The following is a 23,404-nucleotide window of genomic DNA, read 5'->3' as shown; positions in this document are numbered from 1 at the left end:
TCAAATCCTCATGTGTTGAATGGGGCGGCGGGACAGGCCCACCGCCCCCGCGATGTCTATTCTGCCGGGGCCGCGTGCACGCTGCTCAGGTCATCCAGCGTGTCACGGCGCATCAGCACCCAGGCAAGGCACGCCAAGTAGATGCCAATGACGGCGGTGCCGACCCACTGGATCTGCAACCACTGGCCTTGGAACAGCAGGGTCAGCACGAACAGCAGGGCGGCATTGCCCAGCACGTATTGCACCTTACCAAAGCGGTCGGCGGTGACATTCAGGTTGTCGGTGTAGAGCCGGATCAACGAGTCAAACGAGTTGATCACGAACAAGATACCCACAACGGTCATCGACCAGTTGACCAGCCCGGTCATGTCGATGGCGTTCAGGTGATACCAGTAGGCCACCGTGAACCAAACACCCAGCGGGATCGACGGGAAGATCAACAACGCCCCCAGCAGCTGCCACGTGGTCAGACCGCCTACGAAACGCGACGTGAACTGCCCGATCATGATCGACCATGCGAACCACCAGAACAGATAGAACTCGTGATAATCCGTCAGCGGGATGATGAACTTGTGGATGTTGGCGAAGTAGCCGCCGATGTTGCTGCCCGTGGACAGGAACTCACCAAAGCCCATGCGGCCGTTGACCCACATGCCCGCGATCAACGCAAAGAACACAAGGGTCGATGCGACGGACAGAATCTTCACATATTTGATGTCCGTCGATGAATACGATGCAGCAAGGATGACACCAAAGCAGATGATATAAAACGCCGGGATCACCGTTTCGCCGTCGCCAACTTCGGGGATGTAGTAGGGCATGTAGATCAGGAACAGCGCACCGGTGAAGGCACAGGTCGTGATGATGACCAGATTGTTGATCAGCTTGACCAACCCGTTCTCAAAGAACTTCACCCGCGGCTCGATGGCGCAGAAATAGAATGCCGTCAGAAAGTAGAACGCCCAGATCAGAAAGCCCCAGAACCCGAACTCAAGCGCCAGCGGGTTCGTGAAAGCATAGGCAGGTTCCGTCGCCGTGTCGGCATAAAGCGGGAAGTCAAAGGCAATCGGAAACATGATCAGGCCCACATCAAGGCCCGAGGTGAACAGGATTGCAATGAACACGAACAGGCTGACGGGCTGCGGCCCGGTCAGGCGCACATTCCAGTATTTGATCGTGATGAATGCCACCAGCACAAAGGCCAGTAACACCCCGAAAGATATAATCGTCGTGAGCATAGGTAAGGTCCCTCCTTGTTGACCCGTTGGCTTTGGCGCCTTTTTGTTGATCCATCGCCACCCCGCACCAAGGACCTTCATGCAATGGTTTATTCTCCGCGCGGAAAGCGCTGATTTTCCTCCAGAACATTCAAATTCATGTGGTTGCGCATGTAGCGCTCGGACGCCTGCTGAAGCGGTTGGTAGTCCCATGGATAGTAGCCACCCTCGCGCAGCGCCTCGTAGACCACCCAGCGGCGGGCCTGACTGGCCCGCACATCTGCGTCGAAACGGTCCAGATCCCAGCGCGCGTCCGCCTTGGCCTGCAACTGGGTCAACGTGCCCTGATGGGCCGGCACATCCGCAAGGTTAGTCAACTCATGCGGATCGGCCTCAAGATCAAACAGTTGATCGGGGTCCAGCGTACAGCGATTGTACTTCCACTTACCATAGCGCAGCGACACCATAGGGGCGTATGACGCCTCGGCCGCGTATTCCATCGCCACCGGTTCGGTGCGCTCAACACCCTGCCCCTGCGGGACCAGCGATTGCCCGGCGGTCCACGGCATCACCTCGGACATGTCCACGCCCGCCAGATCGCACAAAGTGGGACACACATCGATATTGCTGACCGGATCCGCCACCAGCCCCGGCGCCATCGACGGGGCAGAGATCATCAGCGGCACCCGCGACGACCCTTCGTAGAAGGACATCTTGAACCACAACCCGCGCGCACCCAGCATGTCACCATGATCGGACACGAACAGGATGATCGCCTCCTGCCGTGTACCCTCCAGCGCCTCCAGCACCTCACCGATCTTGTCATCGAGATAAGAGATGTTAGCGAAATAGGCGCGGCGCGACCGACGGATATCCTCGTCCGAGATGTTGAAGTTGTCGCGATCATTGGCATCAAGGATGCGCTGTGAATGCGCGTCCTGATCCTCATACGGGATCGCGCCGACCTCGGGCATCAGATGCGCGCAGTCTTCGTAGAGATCCCAATACTTCTTGCGCGCCACATAAGGGTCGTGCGGGTGTGTGAAGCTGACAGTCAGACACCATGGGCGCGGATCGTGCCCACGGCCCAGATCATAGATCTTGCGGGTCGCGTGATAGGCAACCTCGTCATCATATTCGAGCTGGTTGGTGATCTCGGCCACACCCGCACCAGTGACCGATCCCATGTTGTGATACCACCAGTCGATCCGCTCGCCCGGCTTGCGATAGTCCGGCGTCCAGCCAAAATCGGGCGGATAGACATCGGTGGTCAGCCGTTCCTCAAACCCGTGCAGCTGGTCGGGACCGACAAAGTGCATCTTGCCGGACAGGCATGTCTGGTAGCCCGCGCGGCGCAGATGATGCGCATAGGTCGGGATTGACGACGGAAACTCGGCCGCATTGTCGTAGACGCCCGTGGCACTTGGCAACTGGCCAGACATAAATGCAGCACGTCCCGGCGCACAAAGCGGCGAGGCGGTGTAAGCGTTGCGAAAACGGGTCGACCGGGCGGCCAATTTCTTAAGGTTGGGCGCATGCAACCAATCCGCAGCGCCATCTGGGAAAAGTGTGCCGTTCAGCTGGTCGACCATGAAAATCAGAATGTTAGGCCGAGTCATTGATGTGGTCCCGTCAGCATATCAAGGGCCCGCAGCGCTGTCGCCTTGGCAGAGTCGCCCGTCTCATCCTTGGCCAGTGCCGCCCGCAGGTACAGACCATCAATCAGCGCACCCAACATCTCTGCATCTTTGCGTGGGTCCGCGCCGATCCCGCGCAACGCATGGGTCAGGTTCGACCGCAGGCGCTTCTGATACAGCATCAAAAGACGATGGGTTTCCGGGTGTGTGGTGGCATGGGCATAAAGCGTCATCCACGCAACGACGGTCGCGGGCGCAAAACTGGATGGGGCAAAGCTGGCTTCAATCAGCGCTTCGGCCCGCGCGCGCGGCGTGCGGGCTTTGGACAGGGCTTCCAGCACCTCGGCTCTGTAGTCGAGTAGGATCTGCCCCATGGCAGCAAGGAAAATCTGGTGCTTGCCGCCGAAATAGTGATGCGCCAGCGCCGACGACATGCCCGCCCGTTTGGCGATTTGGCTCACGGTCACATCCAGCGACCCGGCCTCTCCGATCTCGGCGATCGTTGCCTCTACCAACGCCGCCCGGCGGATCGGTTCCATCCCCAGTTTCGGCACGCGCATCCCCTTTTCCAAAGATGCGGCACACATTGCAGGTTTTTTATTGATCAGTCAATCAATAATAATGTTAGAGTTTGGTTGCAGGGCTGGGCGGCGTGATCGGGCGACGCTTCAACACGGCCTCGCGCCATGTGATGAATGACACAGCCGCCAGGATCAGCGCCCCGCCAAGGATCACCCAAATGTCCACTGGCTCGGCAAAAACCACCGCACCCAGCAACACGGCCCACACAAGCTGCAGGAAGGTCACAGGCTGCGTCACGGTCACGGGTGCCGCAGCAAAGGCCATGGTCATCGTGTAGTGCCCCGCAGTCGCAAAACAGGCGACCAGAAACAACAGACCCAACTCGGTCGCAGTCGGCATCACCCAATTGGCCAAAGCGAAAGGCGCCAGACATACGGTCACCACGATCGAGAGCATTGCAACTACCACCGCAGGCTTCGCCTCATCCGCCATGATCTTGGCCAACAGATATGAGCCTGCAAAGCTCACCGCGCAAAACAGCATAGCGATATGGCCCGGCGCGACCTCGCGAAATCCGGGGCGCAGGATGACCGCCGTCCCGATCAGGGCTACGACGATGGCCGCGATCCGGCGCAGGGCGAGGCGTTCGCCCAGAAACAGCGCCGCACCGATGCTGACATAGACGGGGGCAAGGTAGTTCATCGCCGTCACCTCGGCGATGGGAATGCGCGTCATGGCAAAGAACCACAGGATCACGCCGCCGGTGTGAAAAATGCCGCGCAAGGAAAACAGCCGCCACTGCCGTGTCGTCAACCGCGCCTCTCGCAGAGCGGGCAACATTGGCAAAAGAAACACAAGACCCAGCAGGTAGCGCAAGAACGCCGCCTCAGCCGGGGGAATGCGGTCGCCCATATACTTGACCAATGCGGTCACCGCGACAAAGCAGAAGCCGGTCACCAGCATCCAGAAGATGCCGACCAGCGGACGAGATGGGGCAGAGGTCATGCGCGCATGAACCCCGAAACCCGCCCCAAGGGCAAGCCGCTAAAGCAGCAGAAGCTTGAGCGCGATGGCCCACATGGTCAGAGCGATGATTCCGTCCAACACCCGCCACGCGCGCGGGTTTGCAAAAAGCGGCGCCAGCAGCCGCGCGCCATAGCCCAGAGAGAAGAAAAACGTAAAGCTGGCCAGAACCGCCCCGACGCCAAAAATCAACCGGTCCGGGTACTGGGACGAGATCGACCCGATCAGGACAACGGTGTCCAGATAGACATGCGGGTTCAACCAGGTCAGGGCCAGCACGGTCAGAATCGCGGCACTCAGGCTCTGGGTGTTTTCGCCTGCAACGTCCAACACTGCGCGCCCTTTCCATGCAGACCGCGCATTTTGCCAGCCATACCAGATCAGGAACGCCGCTCCGCCATATCGCATCAGCGGCTCAAACCACGGCACCGCCTCTGCCAAGGCACCAAAACCCGCCACCCCGGCAACAATCAGAACCGCATCACAGGTCGCGCAGGTCAGACACACCCAGAACACGTGCAGGCGCCGCAAACCCTGCCGCAGCACAAACGCATTCTGTGCTCCGATCGCTAGGATCAACGACAAAGACAGAAAAAAACCGGGAAGGAAGGACGCCATGTGACTGCTCAAATTGCAAGGCGTTCAGACGTAGCCAAATCAACTGCAGTGCGCAAGCCTGCCCGAGCTATACACTTTTTGCACATCAGCCTTGCAAAAATGTGCAGAGCATATTGCGGAAACAGTCCCTATATCCCTCCGACCGGCGTGCAACGACATGCCTTACTACTGCCAGCAGGTGTCAACTGATGCGGGTATCACGTTGATCTGATCTTTGATGATTGGCGTATGACCTTACAGACCCCATATGCTGGTCAACGATAACAAGGATGAAATCCGATGCTTGACGATACACATACCGTCGATCTGACCAAGCAGGACCTCGAGTTGATCGAGGCCGCGCTGCAAACACAGGAAAAGATCCTGTCGGTGCAAAGCCGCGCCGGCGGTGCTGCTGCGCGCACGCGCTTGAACGATCTCAAAGGGCTGATGCGCCGGTTACGCCGCCAGACCCCAGCCCCACATGCCGACAGCTCCCAAAGCTGGAGCCAGGTCGCCCGCCAGCTGTTTTTCTGATCCGCAGAAGAACAGCCCCTAAGGCACAAGAACAACGCCGCCCCAGCGACAGGGCGGCGTTTTGCTTTTTCGGGTTCAGGAGGTTGGCGTGCTGGATGTCTTCGATGCCGAGACCGTCTGCTTTGAGCCCAAAGCGTACGATGCTGCGTTCGCTAACGATGGCTGTTTCTTCTATTCGACAAGGCATCGGTGCTGGCACAGTTGAGTTCCGATGCCATAATTTCGCCGTCTCTGGCGCTTATCGCAGCCCAGCGAACTGACGAACGGGCAATGCGATGGATCAGACAGTCGAAGAGCGGCCAGCGAGATTTGGATTGGCTGGGTTTTTGCTGGGTATTGCAAGTCTCGTCATCATTCTCATTCAGCTTTCCGCGTTTTTTGAGCCACCAGAGAAGAGTAGCGGTGCCATCATTGGCGAAATTGCAGCAGACATAGTGCAATCTGCGGCACGTGTAGTGGCGGGTGAACCAGCCCCGGACCGCAGTCCGCCACCCGAAGACTACGATCAACTCATTACAATTGCCGCGCTCTGCGTGGCGGGCATCGCGGTAGTGCTCGGCGGGATAGGGCTTTACCGGAATGAACCACACCGGCTTTCATATATGGCCGTTGGAGTCGGCGTTTCAGCGCTTGTGTTGCAGTATGTGTTCTGGCTGGCGATCCTGATTTGCGGCGTAGCCCTGCTGATTAGTATAATCGGAAATCTCGAAAGTATTTTCGGCTAGACGTAAAAACTTTCATTCACAAAACTGACCTTTGCCATTCGATGTTTAATGGCAGCTTTGTCCGCATAGTCGACCTTGAACGTGCCCAGCGCAAGCCCTTGGGGTGGTGTCGCATCGAACATTCGGTAGCGTATTATGGTCGCCAAGCACATTCCACAGAAGTTCTGTTCGGGGCAGCAGTCAAAACACCAGCCCGCCGGGACGGGCCTGTGTTGGACCAGCGCCTTCGACTTGAGCCCGGTCTGGTCAGCAAACTGAATGAGTGACGATTTCGTCTGCGGAGCAGCCTTTCGACTTCCCGAGTCAGGCTCACTGACTATAACAGCATTTGCGTTATCTCAGCCTGTTCCAACCTGTGCAAAGCGCAGGTCAAACAGAGGCTTTGAGCAATTTAGCAAAGCCATACAGTCACACAGGTGTAACCGCACTCACCCCTCAAGCTGGGCCATCACTTCGTCACTGGCCTCGAAATTGGTGGTAACGTTCTGCACGTCATCATCGTCTTCCAAGGCATCAATCAGCCTCATCAACTTCTGCATGCCTTCCAGGTCCATCTCGGTCGTCGTGGTCGGGCGCCAGATCAGCTTGGTGGACTCGGACTCGCCCAAATCCCCTTCCAACGCGTTGGACACCTCGTTCAGGTCGGTATCCGCACACCAGATCACGTGCCCGTCCTCGGTGCTCTCCACATCCTCGGCCCCCGCTTCGATGGCGGCCATCATGACGGTGTCGGCATCGCCCGCCTCAACCGGATAGCTCACCGCGCCCTTGCGCTCGAACATGAAGCCCACGCTGCCGGTCTCACCCAGGTTCCCGCCATTCTTGGTAAAGGTCGAGCGTACGGTCGACGCCGTCCGGTTGCGGTTGTCGGTCATCGCCTCGACAATGACAGCCACGCCATTCGGGCCATACCCCTCATAGCGGATTTCCTCGTAATCCTCGCCCTCACCCGCAATCGACTTCTTGATGGCGCGGTCGATATTGTCCTTGGGCATCGACTGCCCCTTGGCCTCTTTCACGGCCAGACGCAGGCGCGGGTTCTTGTCGGGGTCGGGGTCGCCCATCTTGGCGGCGATTGTGATCTCTTTCGACAGTTTCGAAAACAGCTTGGCGCGCAGTTTGTCCTGACGCCCCTTGCGGTGCTGGATGTTTGCCCATTTTGAGTGGCCGGCCATGCGCGCCTCCTGTCTCGCAAATTCGTTGGTCCGGGCGTCTATAGGACATTGCCCGCGGGCGGGGCAAGGCCACCCTGTGCGCGCACGCAGCCCGCCCGTGCGTGGCGCGCGCCCTACGCTCTGTTAGCTTACCTTCAAACAAGGCGGAGACGACAATGGGCGTGATGATCGAAGGCAGGTACGAGGCCGAAGACCCCGGTCCCGGCACCACAAGAAACGGTGCCTATGAACGCGCCAAGAGCACCCTGCGCGACTGGATCACGACAGACGGCCCCTTCACGCCGGACGCGGGCCGCTACCACCTCTTTGTCGCGTGGAATTGCCCATGGGCACACCGGACCTTGCTGGTCCGGGCCGTGCTGGGCCTGCAGGACGCAATCAGCATCAGCATCGCAAAACCGCGCCGCACCGATCAGGGTTGGGTGTTTGATAGTGAAGGAGAATACGCCGACACCGAACTAGACGCACAAGCGGTGCATCAGGTCTACGCCCGCCAGCGTCCGACCTACACGGGCCGCATAACGGTGCCAGTGCTCTGGGACAAAGACACGCAACAGATCGTCTCGAACGAAAGCGCGGACATTGTGCGCATGCTCGCAACGACGTTCGACACCAACCGCCAACTGTGCCCGCCACAACATGTGGCCGAGATCGACCGCTGGAACACCCTGATCCACGCAAAGATCAACAACGGTGTCTACCGCGCGGGTTTCGCCCGCACGCAAGAGGCTTACGACATAGCCGTGACTGACCTCTTCAACACGCTGGATGATCTGGAACAGCACCTCTCAGCGCACCCCACGCTCGTGGGCAACAAACTGACCGAAGCTGACCTGCGCCTCTTCCCCACCCTCGCCCGCTTCGACGTGGCCTACCACTACGCGTTCAAATGCAACCTCGCCAAACTCAGCGACTACCCCGCGCTCTGGGACTATGCCCGCGCCCTCTACGCCCTGCCCGGCGTGGCCGAGACGGTCAAACCGGACATCTACAAGGCGGGCTACTTCTCTCAGTCCGAACTGCGAAACCCGCTCGGCATTGTCCCCGCGGGGCCAAAGGTCGACTGGTCAGAACCAGCGACACGCAAAATCACCCTTGGCCGCCCCACATAGCAATACGTCATAATCAAACTGCTTCATCTTGCCAGATAAACTTCGGGAAGTTTGAGGGGCAGAGCCCCTCATTCAGTGAATCGCGTCGCGCAGCATCCTTTGGATCACCGAACGTTGCGTTAACCCGTGCCCCACCGCCCGATGGGGGTGTACAGGGGGTGTACGGATGCTGCACGGGGGGTGACACCCGGTCTATGACGTCAATCTCCATGAAAACAAAGTAAATGCGCGCACTGAATCGCGCCCCTCAGAAACAACTGGCACCCCCGCCCCCGCGCCCCTAACGTGCCCCGCATGACCACAGACCAGATTATCCTCTTCTCCCTGTTCGGCGCCGTCTTCGGCCTGCTGCTCTGGGGCCGCTTCCGCTATGACATCGTCGCCTTTGCGGCCCTCATGTTGGGCGTCGTGCTGGGGGTGGTCCCCAGCGATGATGCCTTCTCGGGCTTCGGCCACCCGGCCACACTCGTGGTCGCTCTGGTCCTCGTTGTCTCAGCTGGTTTGGTCCGGTCCGGCGCGGTCTTCCTGATCACCCGCACGCTTGTCGATGCCAGCCGCTCACTCGGCGCGCATATCACCCTCATGGGTGCCATCGGCGGCGTGCTCTCGGCCTTCATGAACAACGTCGCAGCGCTCGCCCTGCTCATGCCCGTGGACATCCAGACCGCACGAAAAGCCGGGCGTTCTCCCGGCCTTAGCCTCATGCCTTTAAGCTTCGCCACGATCCTCGGCGGCATGGTCACATTGATCGGCACACCACCCAACATCATCATCGCCTCCATCCGCGAAGACAGTCTTGGCGAACCATTCCGCATGTTCGATTTCGCCCCGGTGGGCGGCGTTGCTGCCATCGCTGGGCTTGCCTTTGTGGCCCTGATCGGATGGCGCCTGATCCCCGCTCGGGCCGATGCTACCGCCGAACTCGAGGATATCGGAAACTACATCGCCGAACTGGTTGTGCCAGAGGACAGCAAGCATATCGGCAAGCGGTTGGCTGAATTAGAAACGGATGCGGACAAGGCCGACGTGGCCCTTGTTGGCCTCTTGCGCGACGGCAAGCGCCGCTACGGTCGCGCCCGCAACTCCGAACTGCGCGCAGGCGACGTACTGGTGATCGAGGCCACGCCAGACGCGCTGGATGAATTTCGCGCCGCCATCGGCCTTGCCGTGGCAGATGCGGATCGGGAAGAGAAGTTGAATGCCGCAGGTGAAGGTGTTGAAATTATTGAAGTTGTCGTGACCGACAGCAGCCGTCTGGTGGGCCGCACCGCACAATCCGTGGGCCTCGCCTGGCGACACAATACCGTGCTGCTCGGCTTGTCGCGGGCAGGTGTGCGTGTAACCCGGCAGATCCGCCAGACCGAAATCCGAACTGGCGATATCCTCCTGCTGCTGGTCCCGCGCGACACCGGAAATGATGTCACCAACTGGCTGGGCTGCCTGCCGCTCGCAGAGCGGGGCTTGTCGGTCACGGCAGATGACAAGGTTTGGCTCGCCATCGGGCTTTTTGTCGGAGCGGTGGCCGCCGCCAGCGTCGGCCTGCTCTACCTGCCCATCGCCCTTGGGCTTGTTGTCGTCGCCTATGTGCTGTCGCGCATCGTGCCCCTGTCAGAACTCTATACCCATATCGAATGGCCCGTCGTCGTACTGCTGGGGTCCATGATCCCATTGGGGGCGGCCCTTGAAAGTTCGGGCGGAACGGAACTGATCGCAGGTTGGCTGGTCAATCTGACTGAAGGCCTGCCCGCCTGGGCCGTTCTGACCGTGCTGATGATCGTGACAATGAGCCTGTCAGATGTGCTCAACAACACAGCAACCACCATCGTGGCTGCCCCCGTGGGCATTCAGATGGCGCAAACCCTCGGTGTGTCCCCCGACCCCTTCCTGATGGCAGTCGCGGTCGCAGCCTCGTCGGCTTTCCTGACCCCAATCGGACACAAGAACAACACGCTGATCCTTGGCCCCGGTGGTTACCAGTTCGGCGATTACTGGCGTATCGGCCTGCCGCTCGAAGTGATCGTGGTGGCTGTATCTATCCCGGCCATCCTCGTGTTTTGGCCGCTTTGAACACACGCCTGACAGCGGCTGACCAAGGGTCAACGTTGCACGCTGCGGACGCACGCGTCTAACGTGTCCCGCAGGGAGAAAGACTATGGACATATTGATTAACGTGGTGCTGCCACTGTCGCTCGCCATCATCATGCTGAGCCTCGGCATCGGCCTGACCTTTGGCGACTTTGGACGTGTGTTGCGCACCCCAAAAGCCTTTACAATCGGTGCGGTGGCGCAAGTCATTTTGTTGCCCGTGGTGACCTATATCACCGTCCGTGCCTTTGGCCTGCCCCCCGAAATTGCCGTGGGATTCATGCTGCTGAGTTTCTGCCCCGGCGGGGTGACATCAAACATGATCTCGCGTCTGGCCAAGGGGGATGTCGCCCTATCGGTATCTCTGACCGCCGTGATCAGCCTGCTCAGCATCATAACCGTACCTGTGCTGGCAGCATGGTCCGTCGTGCACTTCATGGGTGACGATGCGCCCGACGTGTCCGTCACGTCGCTGGCCATTGCCATGTTCCTGATCACGACCCTGCCGGTTCTGATTGGGGTTCTCATCCGCCATTTTGCCACCAGTTTTGCCACTCGCATAGAACCGCTGCTGACCCGGATCGCAACCGTCTTGTTTGTTGTCATCGTCCTCGCTGCCCTCGCAGGCAACTGGCAGCTGTTCGTCGATAACCTCGGCACGTTGGGCCCGGCCCTGATCATCCTGAACGCCCTCCTGTTGGCCTTGGGTCTTGTCCTGGCGCGCGCAGGCGCCTTGCCGTGGGGCCAGTCCAAGACCATCTCGATTGAAACAGGTATCCAGAACGCCACGCTGGGCATCACTCTGGCCGCCCTGATCTCTGGCCAGTCTGAAGGGTTCAGCGCCATGGCTTTGCCCTCAGCCGTGTATGGCATCACAATGTACATCGTCGCCGCGCCGTTCGTGGCGTGGTTCCGCAGCCGCTAAGGGAGAGAGTGATGGATCAGGCAGACGCCATTGTCGTGGGATCAGGCCTTGCCGGTCTGGCCGCCGCTGCCGAGCTTGGCGACCGCGGCAAGCGGGTGATCATCGTCGATCAGGAGCCACGCAGCTTTCTGGGTGGTCAGGCGTTCTGGTCCCTCGGTGGTCTTTTCATGGTCGACACGCCCGAACAACGGCGCATGGGCATCCGCGACAGCCGCGAACTGGCCCTGAACGACTGGATAGGCAGCGCGCAGTTCGACCGGGACGAAGACGAAATGCCCCGCAAATGGGCCGAAGCCTATATCGACTTTGCGGCCGGAGAGATGCGACCCTGGCTGCATTCCATGGGCCTGCGCTGGTTTCCCATTGTGGGCTGGGCCGAACGGGGCGGCGGCTATGCCGACGGACATGGCAACTCGGTCCCCCGCTTTCACATCACGTGGGGCACCGGCCCCGGCATCATCGAACACTTCGTGCGTCGTTGCGAAGAGCATGAGAAATCGGGCCTGATCCAATTCAACTTCCGACACCAGGTCGACCGGATCGACATGGAAAACGGCACGGCCAAGGGGGTCAGCGGCACAGTTCTGGCCGAAGACGGTGCGGAGCGTGGGCAGAAGACCAACCGCAATGCGGTGGGCGAGTTTGCACTGCGCGCACCCTCTGTCATTGTCACTTCGGGTGGGATTGGCGGCAATTTCGACATGGTGCGGAAAGTGTGGCCCACCGACCGTCTGGGTCCCGCGCCCGAAGACATGGTAGCCGGAGTCCCCGCCCACGTGGACGGCCGCATGATCGGCATTTCCGAGGCCGCAGGCGGGCATGTGATCAACGGCGATCGCATGTGGCACTACACCGAAGGGGTCAAGAACTGGGATCCGATCTGGCCCAGCCACGGCATCCGCATTCTGCCAGGGCCGTCGTCGATGTGGTTCGATGCAGAAGGCAACCGTTTTGCGCCCCCCGCCCTGCCCGGCTTCGACAGCATGTCCACCCTGCGGGACATTCTGGCAACGGGCTATGATTACAGCTGGTTCGTGCTGACCCAGAAGATCATCAAGAAGGAATTTGCGCTGTCGGGCTCTGAACAGAACCCGGACTTGACGTCCAAGAAATGGTCCGAGGTGATCAAGCAACGCATGCTGTCCGGCAAGAACGCGACAGCTCAGGTTGAGGCGTTCAAGGAACGTGGCGAGGATTTCGTTGTCGCCAATGACCTTGCGACCCTCGTGCGTGGTATGAACCAGGTGGCAGGCGGCAACCTGATTGACGAGGCGAAACTGCGCGGCCAGATCGAAGCGCGGGATGCGCAGATCGACAACCCGTTTTCCAAGGACGCCCAGATGATGGCCATCCACGCCGCGCGGAACTACCGCGGTGATCGCTTGCTGCGGACGGCCAAACCCCACAAGTTCCTTGATCCCGCCAATGGTCCCCTGATTGCCGTCAAACTGCACGTTCTGACGCGCAAGACGCTGGGTGGGCTGCACACCACGCTCGACAGCCAGATGATCGGGGCCAATGGGCAGCCCGTGCCCGGCCTGTTCGCCGCGGGTGAAGTGGCGGGCTTTGGCGGTGGCGGCTATCACGGCTACAACGCGCTTGAGGGCACGTTCCTTGGCGGCTGCATATTCTCGGGTCGCAACGCCGGTAGGTCGCAGTCAATCGCCTGACGGCCCACCAACCCTTGCTCTGTGTGCGGGGTGCAAATGCACCGGCGCTTCGCCAAAGAGATGCGCAACGCCAGCATCATCGAACATGGCCCAGCGGGCCGCGACAAGTTGAAAATACCGCGTCTCGCACCCCCATGCATCGCGTGAAAAGCGCGACCGCCAAACCCCTTCTACCCGCATGGGCAGCTGGATCGTATCGATCCCCTCTTCACGCCAACCAGGGGTTTTCGACCGCGTCTGAAACAACATCGACCGCAGCCGCGCCTCAAGCCCCTTGGCCTGTTTGGCCCTCCGCCCGGCAAATAGCACCTGAATGGCAGCCCCATCGCGCACAAAACCACGCACGACCAGATCCTGCCGGTTGTTGCGGTGAATCTGTGGCACAAGCCCAACGGTGATCCGCCGCACCGGCGAGCGGAACAGCCCGTTATCCTCGTAAGCGGGGGTGATGAGATGCGCAGGGCGGCGAAGGTCGGGCATGGACTGTGCTTAGGTTGACTGTCCCTCGGCATAGCACTGACGTTGTTAACAGTCCCTTGCCGTCACAGCGGCCAAATAACGGGGATAACGGCAGACGCAAGTAACCCAACGCTCAGGTTCAGTGGGATACCAACGCGCATGAAATCCGTAAATTTATAACCACCGGGGCCATAGACCAACATGTTGGTCTGATAGCCAATGGGCGTTGCGAACGACGCGGACGCGGCCACCATCACAGCCACAACCAATGGACGTGGATCAATCCCGAGGGCCGAAGCGAGCCCAATCGCAATCGGCGTGACGACAACGGCAACGGCATTGTTGCTGACAAGCTCGGTCAGAACCGAGGTCAAAAGGTACACGGCCCATACAATCAGGAAGGGCGGCAGAACCATCAGGCCGGGCGCAATGGCATCGACAATCAAAGAAACCGCCCCCGTCGCCTCGAGCGCCGCCCCTATTGCCAGCATGGCAAAGATCAGCGCCAGCAAGCGGCCATCGACAAAGGAAAACGCCTCGTCCGCGTCAATGCAACGGGTGATCAGGACGACAGCAACCGCCAGAACCGACAACATCAGGATTGGTGCTACGCCAAACGCGGCAAGCACGACGATACCCAGCAAGGCCAGAAGCGCGATGGGCGCATGGCTCCGCCGAAACTCGCGCTGCGAGGGTTTGGAGACATCCACCATGTCCATGTCTGCCGCCAGACGCTGAATGTCTTCGGGAGCCCCTTCCAGCAACAGCGTGTCGCCCACTTTGACCACCAATTCATCCAGCTGCCGCCCGATGTTCTGGTTCCGGCGATGCACGGCCAAGGGATAGACCCCGTAGCGGCGGCGCAAACGCAATGTCCCCAACGACCGACCCACCATTCTGCAGCCAGGGGTGATAAGCACCTCGACCGTTGTTGTTTCGACCGCACCAACCTGATCAATGCGCTTGAGTTCCTTGTTGCGTTGCAGGCTCAGAAGCTCGGTCATTTGCGTGCGCAGAACCACGCGATCCCCAACCCGCAACTCCACCCCTTGCAGGTTGCGACGCAAGGATTCGTCCCCGCGGATCACATCGACCAGACGCACGCCATCGCGCTTGAACAGCTGAACGCCCGTGACCTCGCGCCCCACAAGGTTGGAGTCCGGCGGGATCACCGCCTCGGTAAAGAACTTCATTCTGCTGCGGTCACTCAATAACCCCGCCATACTGTCCCGATCCGGCAGCAGCATGGGACCAAAGAACCGAAGATAGATCATGCCCCAGATCACCAGAATAATGCCCAGCGGGGTCACTTCGAAAATCGTAAAGGGCTCCATTCCCTGGGTCCGGGCCACCCCGTCCACCAGCAAGTTGGTCGAGGTGCCGATCAGGGTAAGCGTGCCCCCGAGTATCGCCGCATAGCTGAGCGGAATCAGCATCTTGGACGGGTTCAGCCCCATTGTCTTGGCCAGTTGGATGATGACCGGAATCATGACCACAACCACCGGCGTGTTCGACACGATGGCCGAACTGAAGACCACAAAGGTCATCAACAGGACGACGGCAATCGCCGGGTTTGTGCGGGCCTTCCGATCTGCCAGCCCTGTAAAAGCATCAAGCGCACCCGTGCGCACAAGCGCACCCATGATGATGAACATGGACGCAATGGTCCAAGGTGCCGGGTTCGACAGCACTGCAAGGGCGTCATCGTAGGGGAGCGCGCCGGTGGCCAGCATCAGGGACGCCCCGCCAATGGCAACCACCTCGGTCGGAAAGACTTCGCGCAGAAACAGCACGAACATCACGCCGACGACCACCAGTGTCAGAATGGCATTGCCTGTTTGCGAAAGCTCGATCAGCCCCATAGGCACGGCCCCTGTTCTTGCGCATGTCAGCGCGCACTGTCCCCCAAGGGACCAGCCTCTGCAACCCGTGCGCGACGTGGTTGGACCAGAAACATACCCACCATCATCAAAGCGAGCGCGCCCCACACTGTCGGGGCATAGGCTTCGCCAAGGATCAAGCGCGCCCAGAACACGCCGAAAAGCGTCACTAGAAAGCTGACCTGAACCGCAAAGACGGGTCCTGCGCGCCCCACCAGCCAGACATATCCGGCATAGACCAGCACATGCGTCGTTGCACTGATGGCAAGCGCGATATCCGGGGCTGCAAAGGGTGGGCGCGGATCAATCCACTGCCCGCTGAACAGGGCCAGCGGCAAGGCGATGATGGCACCCACAATAGACGCGCCCCACAAAACCTGTATGGCGTCGAGGCCCGCAGTGCCCCAGCGCGCGACATAGTTGCCCTCGAACGCATAAAACAGACCTGCGATCAGCCCTACTCCCACCCAAATGACAGGGATCGCACCCGTCATCGCGGCGTTGGGCACCACGATCACAAGCACAGCGGTCAAACCGATCAGCAACCCGGCAAATCGCCGCCACTCAAACCGGTCCAGCCCAAGGGTCAGCGCGATGGGAAAAGCCCAGATCGGAATCATCGACAGCAGGATCGACATGATGCCCGATGGCAGGTGCACCGCAGCCTGGTAGCTGGCCGAGTTCGGCAACACAGACCCAATCAAGGCAATGACAAGATAGACGCGAAGATGCGCGCGACCCCGCGGCAGCCGCACACCGCGAAGTAGCCCCAGCACCGTCATGACCACGACCCCAATCGCCAATTGCCAGAACAAGAGGCCAAAATGCTGGTAGCCGGTGCTCACCGCGATCTTGGTCAGCGGCATGGTCAGGCCCCACCCTGCCCCTAACAGGATCAGGACGGCGGTAAAGCCCAGCGCGGCCTCGCGTGTCATGGACGGCTGGTTTGCAGCAGACCACCCTCGCGCACCATTTCGATACGCGTGGCCCGGCCATCATTCCCGGTTTCGACATACACACCCGACAGGGTCGCGGAGCCAAGGGCGGGCTGAAACCGTTCCTTGGGCATGCCGGTGATGAAACGGCGCAGCGGCTCGTCGCGTTGCATGCCTATGACCGAATTGTAATCGCCACACATGCCCGCATCGGTCAGATAGGCGCAGCCTTTGGACAGGATCATGGCGTCAGCGGTGGGCACATGCGTATGGGTACCAACCATCAGGCTCGCGCGCCCGTCGCACCAATGGCCCATCGCCATCTTCTCAGACGTTGCCTCGCAATGGAAATCTATGATGATCGCGTCCGCCTGCCCGCCCAGCGGATGAGTGCGGAAGACGGTCTCGAGCGCTGAAAACGGATCATCAAATGGGCGCTTCATAAAAACCTGCCCCAAGGCCTGCGCCACCAGAACCTTCTTTCCGTTCCGCGCCGTGAACAGGCGCGCGCCCTTGCCCGGTGCCGCCTTGGAAAAGTTGAGGGGCCGGATGATGCGCGACTCTTCCTCGATAAACCGCAACATGTCCTTTTGGTCAAAGGCGTGATCGCCCAGGGTCACGCAATCCGCCCCGGCCTCAAGCAGCAGCTTGGCATGCGCACCGGACAGTCCCATGCCAGAGGTCGCGTTCTCTCCGTTCACCACGACAAAATCGAGGTTCCAATCGGTGCGCAAGCGCGGCAGATGGTCGGTGATCGCCTGTCGGCCAGCCCGGCCCATGACGTCACCCAAGAAAAGCAAATTCATACGGCCCCATATGCCTCCATATGGCAGAACGGCAAGTCCAAAGGCACGACCTGTCCCATTCCCTGTTTCCCCAAAATCCCGGGGGGCGGCGCATCAGCGCCGGGGGGCTGGCCCCCTCCCCACCTCAATCACTTCCGTCTCCGTTACGATCATGTCGAGCGTTTGGTCCGTAGGCTCCAATGGCAGGTTTATCATTTCCTGCGTACCATAGGCGAAACCGATGGCCAGGGTTGCCCGCGTCGCACGCAAGCCTTCAAGTGTGCGATCATAGAACCCGCCCCCATATCCCAACCGCCCGCCCGCGCGGGTAAAGGCCACCAAAGGCACAATGACAATCTCAGGCTCGAACAGGTCTTCGACCGCAGGGATCTGTGCCCCGAACGGCCCCTCCGTCATGGCACACCCCGGCGTCCACTTCGAAAACACCAACGGCAGTCCCGCGCCCCGAATGACCGGCACAGCCACAGGGCCATGCGCAGCCGCCTCCGCCATCACGGGCAGTGGGTCAATCTCGGATCGGATCGGCATGTAACCGGACAAAGGCACTCCGCGATACCCCGCCAACACGGATGACAAGAGACCCGACGCCCCCCCGGCATCGAGGTCAAAGGCCGCCTTGCGCGCAGCAAACGCCTGTTTCCGGATCGCGGCCTTGTCCTCGGTCAACGACATGAAGGGCCTCCATCGGGACGGCGGGCGGGGCGTCTTTGCCGCAGGCAAACAGCGTCCGCCCCCGTCACAACAACACCAAGGCAGCAAGCCCAAGGAAGGCAAAGAACCCAACCACATCCGTCACCGTGGTTACAAACGCACCCGATGCCAACGCCGGATCGATACCCACGCGGTCCAGGACAATCGGAATGCCCGTCCCGGCCAGACCCGCCACCACCATGTTCACCACCATGGCCGCTGCAATCACATAGCCCAGCGCAGGTGAGCCGAACCAGATCACCCCGACAATCCCCATCACAACGGCAAAAACAGCGCCGTTGATCAACCCCACCAGCACCTCGCGCCGTATCACACGCCACACGTTCGCACCGGTCAAATCCTTGGTGGCAATGGCCCGCACCGCAACCGTCAAGGATTGCGTCCCCGCATTCCCACCCATGGACGCCACTATGGGCATCAACACGGCCAGCGCCACGATCTGGGCAATCGCCATCTCGAACTGGGCAATGACCATCGACGCAAGGATCGACGTGACAAGGTTCACAGCCAACCACGGGATACGCCGTTTCGTAGTCTCGCGCACACGGTCAGACAAAGCGGACTCTTCGCCCACCCCTGCCAGACGCAGAATATCTTCCTCGTGCTCTTCGTCCAGCACGGCCATCGCATCGTCGATCGTGATCAAACCAACCAACCGCCCCTCGTCATCGACAACCGGGGCCGAGATCAGGTGATACTGGTTGAAAGCATAAGCCACGTCGCTTTCATCCTGACTGGCCGGGATCACCTGAAAGGTCTCTTCCACCAGATCGGCCAGTGGCACCTCCCGGCGTGACCGCATCAACTTGCCGAGGGTCACATTGCCCACCGGATGCAGGCGCGGGTCAATCAGCACGATGTGATAGAACTGCTTGGGCAATTCCTCTTCGTTCGCACTGCGCAACCGATCAATGGCCTCGCCGACCGTCCAATGCTCGGGCGCCATGACAACCTCGCGCTGCATGAGGCGACCGGCGGAATACTCGGGAAAGGCCAGCGACTGCTCAACCAGCGCCCGATCCGTGTCTTCCAGCACATCCAGGATCTGTTCCTGCTGCGCGTCGTCCAGATCTTCGATCAGGTCGACCACGTCATCACTGTCCAGATCGCGCACAGCGTCAGCCAGAACAGTGGGCTTCAGGACGGCGATCACCTCTTCCCGGATCGACTCGTCAAGCTCGGAAAGGATGTCACCATCGAACTCGCGGTCATACAGACGGATCAGGCGTGAGCGATCAAAGGCGTTGATCTGTTCCAGAAGGTCGGCGATGTCCGCCGCGTGCAGCGGTTCCATCAGCTTGATCAGCTGGTCGCGGTCCTCGATATCAACGGCATAGAGGATCGCGGAAACATCCTTGCGTTCAAGGACATATGCATTGTCGTCTGCTGCGGGATCGATCACGTCGGTCTGATCTGACATGGCGTGCGTCTCCCTTTCCGTCGCGTCGTGGGCGACCATAGGGCGCGGCCATTGTACTGACAATGGCCCGGATTTCGCTTTGCGCCCTCAGCAAGCCCCCGGCATAAGACAGCCATGACAGATGCATATCTTTTGACCGGCCATGTGCTGACCTTCGACGGCGATCCCTTTGTTCAACCATGGGTCGAAGCCGTCCACGTTCTCGAAGACAGTGCCTTACTGATTGAGGGTGGCAAGATTGCTGCCGTCGGCAGCGCGGCACTGACGCAAGGCGCGCAGGCAACACGCCATGACTATCCCGGTCACCTGATCTGCCCCGGTTTCATCGATGCTCATGCGCACTATCCCCAGACCGCCATCATCGCATCATGGGGCAAGCGCCTGATTGATTGGCTGAACACCTATACGTTCCCCGAAGAGATGCGGTTTGGCGATGCCACCTATGCCAATGAAACTGCGGATCGCTATCTGGACCTGCTGCTTGATCACGGCACCACATCAGTCGCAAGCTTCTGCACGATCCACCCTGAAAGCGTCGATGCCCTGTTCACCGCTGCCGCCGCGCGCAACATAGCCGTGGTCGCGGGCAAGACCTGCATGGACCGCAATGCCCCGGACGGGCTGCGGGATACGGCGCAGACGGCCTATGACGACAGCAAGGCATTGCTGCGGAAATGGCATGGTCAGGGCCGCGCCCGCTATGCGATCACACCGCGCTTCTCCCCCACTTCGACCGAGGATCAACTGGCCGCCCTCGGCGCCTTATGGGCCGAACACCCCGACGCGTTGATGCAAACCCATCTGAGCGAACAGGTCGACGAGATCGAGTGGGTGCGTGGCCTCTACCCGCAGGCGCGCGACTACCTCGACACCTATGAACAGCACGGGCTTTTGGGCGAACGTGGCCTCTACGGTCACGCGATCCATCTTGAGACGCGTGAGACCGACCGACTGCGCGAGGTGGGGGCAGGCCTCGTCCATTGCCCGACGTCCAACACCTTTATCGGCTCAGGCCTGTTCGATCTCATGGGCCTTGCCTCTGGCGGCGTGCGCACGGGCCTCGCGACGGACACAGGCGGTGGTTCATCCTTCTCAATGCTGCGGTCCATGGCCGCTGCATATGAGATCGCACAGTTGCGCGGCACCGCCGTGCATGCTGCACAGCTTCTTTGGCTGGCGACAGCAGGATCGGCCCGCGTGCTGCACCGCACGGACGAGATTGGCAGCATCTCCCCCGGACTGGCAGGTGACCTGTGTATTCTCGATCTTGCCTCGACCCCAGCCATTGCGCAGCGTCATACACGGGCCGAGAGCATTTGGGACGCAGTGTTCCCGACGCTCATGATGGGCGATGACCGCGCCATCGCGGATGTCTGGGTGGGCGGCACGCGCCGCAGCTAGCAGGGCGCTGCCAGCACCATAACCCACAGGTTGCCCGGTCCGCGGGCCAGGCCGACTGCCTGCGCTTTGTGATGCAGGATGTTGCGCCGGTGCCCGCGTGACCCCATCCATGACGTCATCACCTCGGCCAAACTGCGTTGACCCGCAGCAATGTTCTCCGCGCCAAAGCAATAGCGATAGCCGACACGATCCAACCGCTGACCAATGTCTGATCCATCCGAACCTGTATGCGCAAAGAAACCAGCGGTCGCCATGTCTTGTGCATGTGCACGGGCTGCGGCCTCAAGCCTGCTGTCATAGATAAGTGGCGCGCGGTTTTGGGCGTCACGCTCGGCGTTGATGGCGGCCAGCGCTGTCGGATCGGCAGCTGCGGCGGCAGCCATTAGGATCAGGGCAATGAACAGCAAAACATGTTTCATAAGGTGGCGCTCAGGTTTCGGGCCATCTCATTCTGCCGCGCGATGACCTGTGACAGATCAATCGTCGTCATCTGACCATCCCGCACAACCTGTCTCCCTTCAACAAACAGATCACGCACCGTCGTTGGCCCGGCCAGCAGCAAAGCCGCCGGGTCCCAACTGCCCGCTGTTTCGATCCCGCTGACATCCCAGATGGCGACATCCGCGCGACACCCAACCTGCAGCCGCCCGCACTCAGGCCGTCCCAGAATGTCGGCCCCGCCCCGCGTCGCAATCTCCAGCGCTTCCTGCGCGCTCATCGCATCCGCACCCTTTGCCACCCGTTGCAACAACATCGCCTGCCGCGCCTCGGCCACCAGATTGCCCGCATCGTTGCTGGCCGATCCATCAACACCCAGACCCACGGGCACGCCCGCATCCCGCATCGCCCGTACCGGCGCAAGACCGGACCCAAGGCGGCAGTTCGAACACGGGCAATGCGCAACACCCGTACCCGTCCGGGCAAACAGGTCGATTTCTTCGGCATCCAGCTTCACGCAATGCGCATGCCACACGTCCGGGCCAACCCAACCCAAATCCTCGGCATATTGCCCGGGCCTGCATCCGAACTGTGCCAAGGAATAGGCGATATCCTCGTCATTCTCGGCCAGATGGGTGTGCATCATCACGCCCTTGTCGCGCGCCAAAAGCGCCGCATCGCGCATCAGCTCGCGGCTGACAGAGAAAGGCGAACATGGCGCCACACCCACCCGGCACATGGACCCGGGCGCGGGGTCGTGAAAGCTGTCGATCACCCGCACCATATCGTCCAGAATGGCTACTTCATCCTCGACCAATCTATCCGGCGGCAACCCACCCGCACTCTCGCCAATACTCATGGCGCCGCGTGTCGGATGGAACCGCAACCCGACCTCTTGCGCAGCCACGATGGTGTCTTCGAGCCGAACGCCGTTTGGATAGAGGTACAGATGGTCAGACGACAATGTGCAGCCGGACAGGGCCAATTCGGCCAACCCGATCTGCGCTGACGTGAACATTTGGTCAGGCGTGAAGCGCGCCCATATGGGATAAAGGGCCTGCAACCAGCCGAATAAAAGCGCGTCCTGCGCCTGCGGCACCGCACGGGTCAGGGTCTGATAGAGGTGATGATGCGTATTGACCAGGCCAGGGGCGACAACACAGCCCGCCCCGTCAACGATCTCGGCCGCTGCCTGAAGTCCATGCCCGATCTCGGCCACCTGCCCGTCCTGCAACAACACATCGGCATCGCGCAGAATGCGACGATCATCGTCCATGGTCACGACATATGCCGCGCACCTGATCAGGGTTGCTGTCACAGGTGTCCCGCCAGAATGTCCAGCGCCGCGCGATGAATATTGGCATTCGCTGCAGCAACCACGCGGCCACCCTCATGCACAGGCTGACCGGACCAATCCGTGACAATCCCCCCGGCCGCCTCAATAAGACCGATGGGCGCCTGAATATCATAGCTGTTCAATCCGGCCTCGATCACCAGATCGATCTGACCCGCCGCCAGAAGCGCATACGCGTAACAGTCCATCCCGTAGCGCACCAGCTTGATGCCCCGCGCCACGGCCTCGAACCCGGCACGTTCCGCTTCGGTACCAACCTCGGGGAACGTTGTGAACAGAACCGCATCGGTCAACGGACGTGACGCCCGCGTCGCAAGCGCGTGTTCCCCCAGCGGGCCGCGCATCTGCGCACGCCCGTCAGCCCCCCAGAATCGTTCTTGAATGTAGGGCTGGTCGATCATGCCAAGAAAAGGGCCGGTCGCGTCACCAACAGCAATCAGAACCCCCCAAGTCGGCGTCCCCGATACGAACCCGCGGGTGCCATCAATCGGGTCTAACACCCATGTCAGACCACTAGAACCGGAATGCGCACCAAACTCTTCACCTAGAATAGCATCGTCCGGACGTCTGTCCGCCAACACCGCGCGCATCGCCTGCTCTGCAGCGCGATCCGCAATGGTCACCGGATCATACCCATCAGACGCTTTGTTTTCGTCATCAAGGTCGCGTGCCCGAAAGTGCGGCAGAATGGCCTCGCCGGCCGCATCAGCCATGGCATGGGCCACTTCAGTTAAATCAGAAATCAGAATGCTCATGCCAATCGGGTGCCAGAGTG

The 23,404-nt window shown here is 60.5% G+C and carries 22 protein-coding genes; 7 read left to right on the top strand and 15 right to left on the bottom strand.

All coding sequences use genetic code 11. The annotated features are described in order from the left end of the window. Window positions 1-56 precede the first annotated feature (56 nt). The 5 genes from AC53L6_RS14760 to AC53L6_RS14740 form a co-directional block, all read right to left on the bottom strand. Window positions 57-1,238, bottom strand: coding sequence for a BCCT family transporter (locus AC53L6_RS14760; protein ID WP_299207177.1), 1,182 nt, complete (start codon window positions 1,236-1,238; stop codon window positions 57-59). A gap of 89 nt (window positions 1,239-1,327) precedes the next feature. Beyond that, window positions 1,328-2,836, bottom strand: coding sequence for a choline-sulfatase (betC, locus tag AC53L6_RS14755; protein WP_496908383.1), 1,509 nt, complete (start codon window positions 2,834-2,836; stop codon window positions 1,328-1,330). Then, entirely contained in the window at window positions 2,833-3,408 is a 576-nt protein-coding gene (gene betI / locus AC53L6_RS14750; RefSeq protein ID WP_496908519.1) for a choline-binding transcriptional repressor BetI, read from the bottom strand. The genes betC and betI overlap by 4 nt, the downstream gene beginning before the upstream one ends. Window positions 3,409-3,478: 70 nt before the next feature. Then, the gene (locus AC53L6_RS14745) at window positions 3,479-4,381 is read right to left on the bottom strand and encodes a DMT family transporter (protein ID WP_496908382.1); all 903 of its coding nucleotides are present in this window, start codon (window positions 4,379-4,381) and stop codon (window positions 3,479-3,481) included. Between the two features lie 39 nt (window positions 4,382-4,420). Beyond that, the gene (locus AC53L6_RS14740) at window positions 4,421-5,017 is read right to left on the bottom strand and encodes a LysE/ArgO family amino acid transporter (protein WP_496908381.1); all 597 of its coding nucleotides are present in this window, start codon (window positions 5,015-5,017) and stop codon (window positions 4,421-4,423) included. A gap of 279 nt (window positions 5,018-5,296) precedes the next feature. On the opposite strand from AC53L6_RS14740, the gene AC53L6_RS14735 reads away from it, so the two are divergent. Together AC53L6_RS14735 and AC53L6_RS14730 are read left to right on the top strand one after the other, a co-directional pair. Next, window positions 5,297-5,533 (top strand): hypothetical protein, encoded by a 237-nt coding sequence (locus tag AC53L6_RS14735; RefSeq protein ID WP_189369043.1) that lies wholly within the window; start codon window positions 5,297-5,299, stop codon window positions 5,531-5,533. A 275-nt stretch (window positions 5,534-5,808) separates the two neighbouring features. Then, a complete protein-coding gene (locus AC53L6_RS14730; protein WP_496908380.1) occupies window positions 5,809-6,258 on the top strand; it encodes a hypothetical protein in 450 nt (149 codons plus the stop codon). 428 nt (window positions 6,259-6,686) lie between these two features. Here AC53L6_RS14730 and AC53L6_RS14725 read toward each other — a convergent pair whose 3' ends face one another. Beyond that, on the bottom strand, window positions 6,687-7,433 hold the full coding sequence (locus AC53L6_RS14725; protein WP_299698946.1) for a YebC/PmpR family DNA-binding transcriptional regulator: 747 nt from the start codon (window positions 7,431-7,433) through the stop codon (window positions 6,687-6,689). Between the two features lie 155 nt (window positions 7,434-7,588). Here AC53L6_RS14725 and AC53L6_RS14720 point away from each other — a divergent pair, with 155 nt between their 5' ends. The 4 genes from AC53L6_RS14720 (at window position 7,589) to AC53L6_RS14705 (ending at window position 13,225) form a co-directional block, all read left to right on the top strand. Beyond that, window positions 7,589-8,545: a glutathione S-transferase family protein gene (locus tag AC53L6_RS14720; protein WP_496908379.1), complete on the top strand. Its 957-nt coding sequence runs from the start codon at window positions 7,589-7,591 to the stop codon at window positions 8,543-8,545. 294 nt (window positions 8,546-8,839) lie between these two features. Further along, window positions 8,840-10,612, top strand: a complete 1,773-nt coding sequence (locus AC53L6_RS14715) for an SLC13 family permease (protein ID WP_496908378.1) — start codon at window positions 8,840-8,842, stop codon at window positions 10,610-10,612. Window positions 10,613-10,697: 85 nt separating this feature from the next. Then, window positions 10,698-11,555, top strand: coding sequence for a bile acid:sodium symporter family protein (locus AC53L6_RS14710; RefSeq protein ID WP_299598730.1), 858 nt, complete (start codon window positions 10,698-10,700; stop codon window positions 11,553-11,555). An 11-nt stretch (window positions 11,556-11,566) separates the two neighbouring features. After that, on the top strand, window positions 11,567-13,225 hold the full coding sequence (locus AC53L6_RS14705; protein ID WP_496908377.1) for an FAD-binding dehydrogenase: 1,659 nt from the start codon (window positions 11,567-11,569) through the stop codon (window positions 13,223-13,225). On the opposite strand, the gene AC53L6_RS14700 is transcribed toward AC53L6_RS14705, so the two are convergent. The 6 genes from AC53L6_RS14700 to mgtE all read right to left on the bottom strand — a co-directional run bounded on the left by AC53L6_RS14700 (window position 13,214) and on the right by mgtE (window position 19,436). After that, on the bottom strand, window positions 13,214-13,705 hold the full coding sequence (locus AC53L6_RS14700) for a hypothetical protein (RefSeq protein ID WP_299202493.1): 492 nt from the start codon (window positions 13,703-13,705) through the stop codon (window positions 13,214-13,216). The two genes, AC53L6_RS14705 and AC53L6_RS14700, sit on opposite strands and share 12 nt — an antisense overlap. Before the next feature lie 62 nt (window positions 13,706-13,767). Then, entirely contained in the window at window positions 13,768-15,546 is a 1,779-nt protein-coding gene (locus AC53L6_RS14695; RefSeq protein WP_299743072.1) for an SLC13 family permease, read from the bottom strand. Window positions 15,547-15,572: 26 nt separating this feature from the next. Next, window positions 15,573-16,499: a DMT family transporter gene (locus tag AC53L6_RS14690; protein ID WP_299202488.1), complete on the bottom strand. Its 927-nt coding sequence runs from the start codon at window positions 16,497-16,499 to the stop codon at window positions 15,573-15,575. Further along, on the bottom strand, window positions 16,496-17,305 hold the full coding sequence (locus AC53L6_RS14685; RefSeq protein WP_472728571.1) for a TIGR00282 family metallophosphoesterase: 810 nt from the start codon (window positions 17,303-17,305) through the stop codon (window positions 16,496-16,498). Before AC53L6_RS14685 ends, AC53L6_RS14690 begins: the two co-directional genes overlap by 4 nt. 93 nt (window positions 17,306-17,398) lie before the next feature. Beyond that, window positions 17,399-17,977: a 5-formyltetrahydrofolate cyclo-ligase gene (locus tag AC53L6_RS14680; protein ID WP_496908376.1), complete on the bottom strand. Its 579-nt coding sequence runs from the start codon at window positions 17,975-17,977 to the stop codon at window positions 17,399-17,401. A gap of 64 nt (window positions 17,978-18,041) precedes the next feature. After that, window positions 18,042-19,436, bottom strand: coding sequence for a magnesium transporter (gene mgtE, locus AC53L6_RS14675; RefSeq protein WP_496908375.1), 1,395 nt, complete (start codon window positions 19,434-19,436; stop codon window positions 18,042-18,044). A gap of 114 nt (window positions 19,437-19,550) precedes the next feature. On the opposite strand from mgtE, the gene guaD reads away from it, so the two are divergent. Further along, entirely contained in the window at window positions 19,551-20,837 is a 1,287-nt protein-coding gene (gene guaD / locus AC53L6_RS14670; RefSeq protein ID WP_496908374.1) for a guanine deaminase, read from the top strand. Here the strand turns inward: guaD and AC53L6_RS14665 are convergent. Genes AC53L6_RS14665 through hisN form a run of 3 tightly spaced genes read right to left on the bottom strand, consistent with a single transcriptional unit; the run spans window position 20,834 to window position 23,384 of the window. Next, a complete protein-coding gene (locus AC53L6_RS14665; protein ID WP_496908373.1) occupies window positions 20,834-21,256 on the bottom strand; it encodes a CAP domain-containing protein in 423 nt (140 codons plus the stop codon). The two genes, guaD and AC53L6_RS14665, sit on opposite strands and share 4 nt — an antisense overlap. Beyond that, window positions 21,253-22,593 (bottom strand): 8-oxoguanine deaminase, encoded by a 1,341-nt coding sequence (locus AC53L6_RS14660; RefSeq protein WP_496908372.1) that lies wholly within the window; start codon window positions 22,591-22,593, stop codon window positions 21,253-21,255. Before AC53L6_RS14660 ends, AC53L6_RS14665 begins: the two co-directional genes overlap by 4 nt. Then, window positions 22,590-23,384, bottom strand: a complete 795-nt coding sequence (gene hisN / locus AC53L6_RS14655; RefSeq protein ID WP_496908371.1) for a histidinol-phosphatase — start codon at window positions 23,382-23,384, stop codon at window positions 22,590-22,592. The genes AC53L6_RS14660 and hisN overlap by 4 nt, the downstream gene beginning before the upstream one ends. Between the last annotated feature and the right edge of the window lie 20 nt (window positions 23,385-23,404).

This window comes from Tateyamaria sp. LSS28, from assembly GCF_059611725.1.
This window is presented reverse-complemented; position numbering and strand designations above follow the sequence as displayed.

Excerpts from the sequence above, each read along its gene's own strand:
- AC53L6_RS14705 (WP_496908377.1), top strand. The coding sequence starts at position 11,567 with ATGGATCAGGCAGACGCCATTGTCGTGGGATCAGGCCTTGCCGGTCTG.
- mgtE (WP_496908375.1), bottom strand. The coding sequence starts at position 19,436 with ATGTCAGATCAGACCGACGTGATCGATCCCGCAGCAGACGACAATGCA.
- AC53L6_RS14745 (WP_496908382.1), bottom strand. The coding sequence starts at position 4,381 with ATGACCTCTGCCCCATCTCGTCCGCTGGTCGGCATCTTCTGGATGCTG.
- AC53L6_RS14690 (WP_299202488.1), bottom strand. The coding sequence starts at position 16,499 with ATGACACGCGAGGCCGCGCTGGGCTTTACCGCCGTCCTGATCCTGTTA.
- AC53L6_RS14725 (WP_299698946.1), bottom strand. The coding sequence starts at position 7,433 with ATGGCCGGCCACTCAAAATGGGCAAACATCCAGCACCGCAAGGGGCGT.
- AC53L6_RS14735 (WP_189369043.1), top strand. The coding sequence starts at position 5,297 with ATGCTTGACGATACACATACCGTCGATCTGACCAAGCAGGACCTCGAG.
- AC53L6_RS14740 (WP_496908381.1), bottom strand. The coding sequence starts at position 5,017 with ATGGCGTCCTTCCTTCCCGGTTTTTTTCTGTCTTTGTCGTTGATCCTA.
- guaD (WP_496908374.1), top strand. The coding sequence starts at position 19,551 with ATGACAGATGCATATCTTTTGACCGGCCATGTGCTGACCTTCGACGGC.
- betC (WP_496908383.1), bottom strand. The coding sequence starts at position 2,836 with ATGACTCGGCCTAACATTCTGATTTTCATGGTCGACCAGCTGAACGGC.
- AC53L6_RS14760 (WP_299207177.1), bottom strand. The coding sequence starts at position 1,238 with ATGCTCACGACGATTATATCTTTCGGGGTGTTACTGGCCTTTGTGCTG.
- AC53L6_RS14700 (WP_299202493.1), bottom strand. The coding sequence starts at position 13,705 with ATGCCCGACCTTCGCCGCCCTGCGCATCTCATCACCCCCGCTTACGAG.
- AC53L6_RS14730 (WP_496908380.1), top strand. The coding sequence starts at position 5,809 with ATGGATCAGACAGTCGAAGAGCGGCCAGCGAGATTTGGATTGGCTGGG.
- AC53L6_RS14665 (WP_496908373.1), bottom strand. The coding sequence starts at position 21,256 with ATGAAACATGTTTTGCTGTTCATTGCCCTGATCCTAATGGCTGCCGCC.
- AC53L6_RS14710 (WP_299598730.1), top strand. The coding sequence starts at position 10,698 with ATGGACATATTGATTAACGTGGTGCTGCCACTGTCGCTCGCCATCATC.
- AC53L6_RS14695 (WP_299743072.1), bottom strand. The coding sequence starts at position 15,546 with ATGGGGCTGATCGAGCTTTCGCAAACAGGCAATGCCATTCTGACACTG.
- hisN (WP_496908371.1), bottom strand. The coding sequence starts at position 23,384 with ATGAGCATTCTGATTTCTGATTTAACTGAAGTGGCCCATGCCATGGCT.
- AC53L6_RS14715 (WP_496908378.1), top strand. The coding sequence starts at position 8,840 with ATGACCACAGACCAGATTATCCTCTTCTCCCTGTTCGGCGCCGTCTTC.
- AC53L6_RS14685 (WP_472728571.1), bottom strand. The coding sequence starts at position 17,305 with ATGAATTTGCTTTTCTTGGGTGACGTCATGGGCCGGGCTGGCCGACAG.
- AC53L6_RS14680 (WP_496908376.1), bottom strand. The coding sequence starts at position 17,977 with ATGTCGTTGACCGAGGACAAGGCCGCGATCCGGAAACAGGCGTTTGCT.
- AC53L6_RS14720 (WP_496908379.1), top strand. The coding sequence starts at position 7,589 with ATGGGCGTGATGATCGAAGGCAGGTACGAGGCCGAAGACCCCGGTCCC.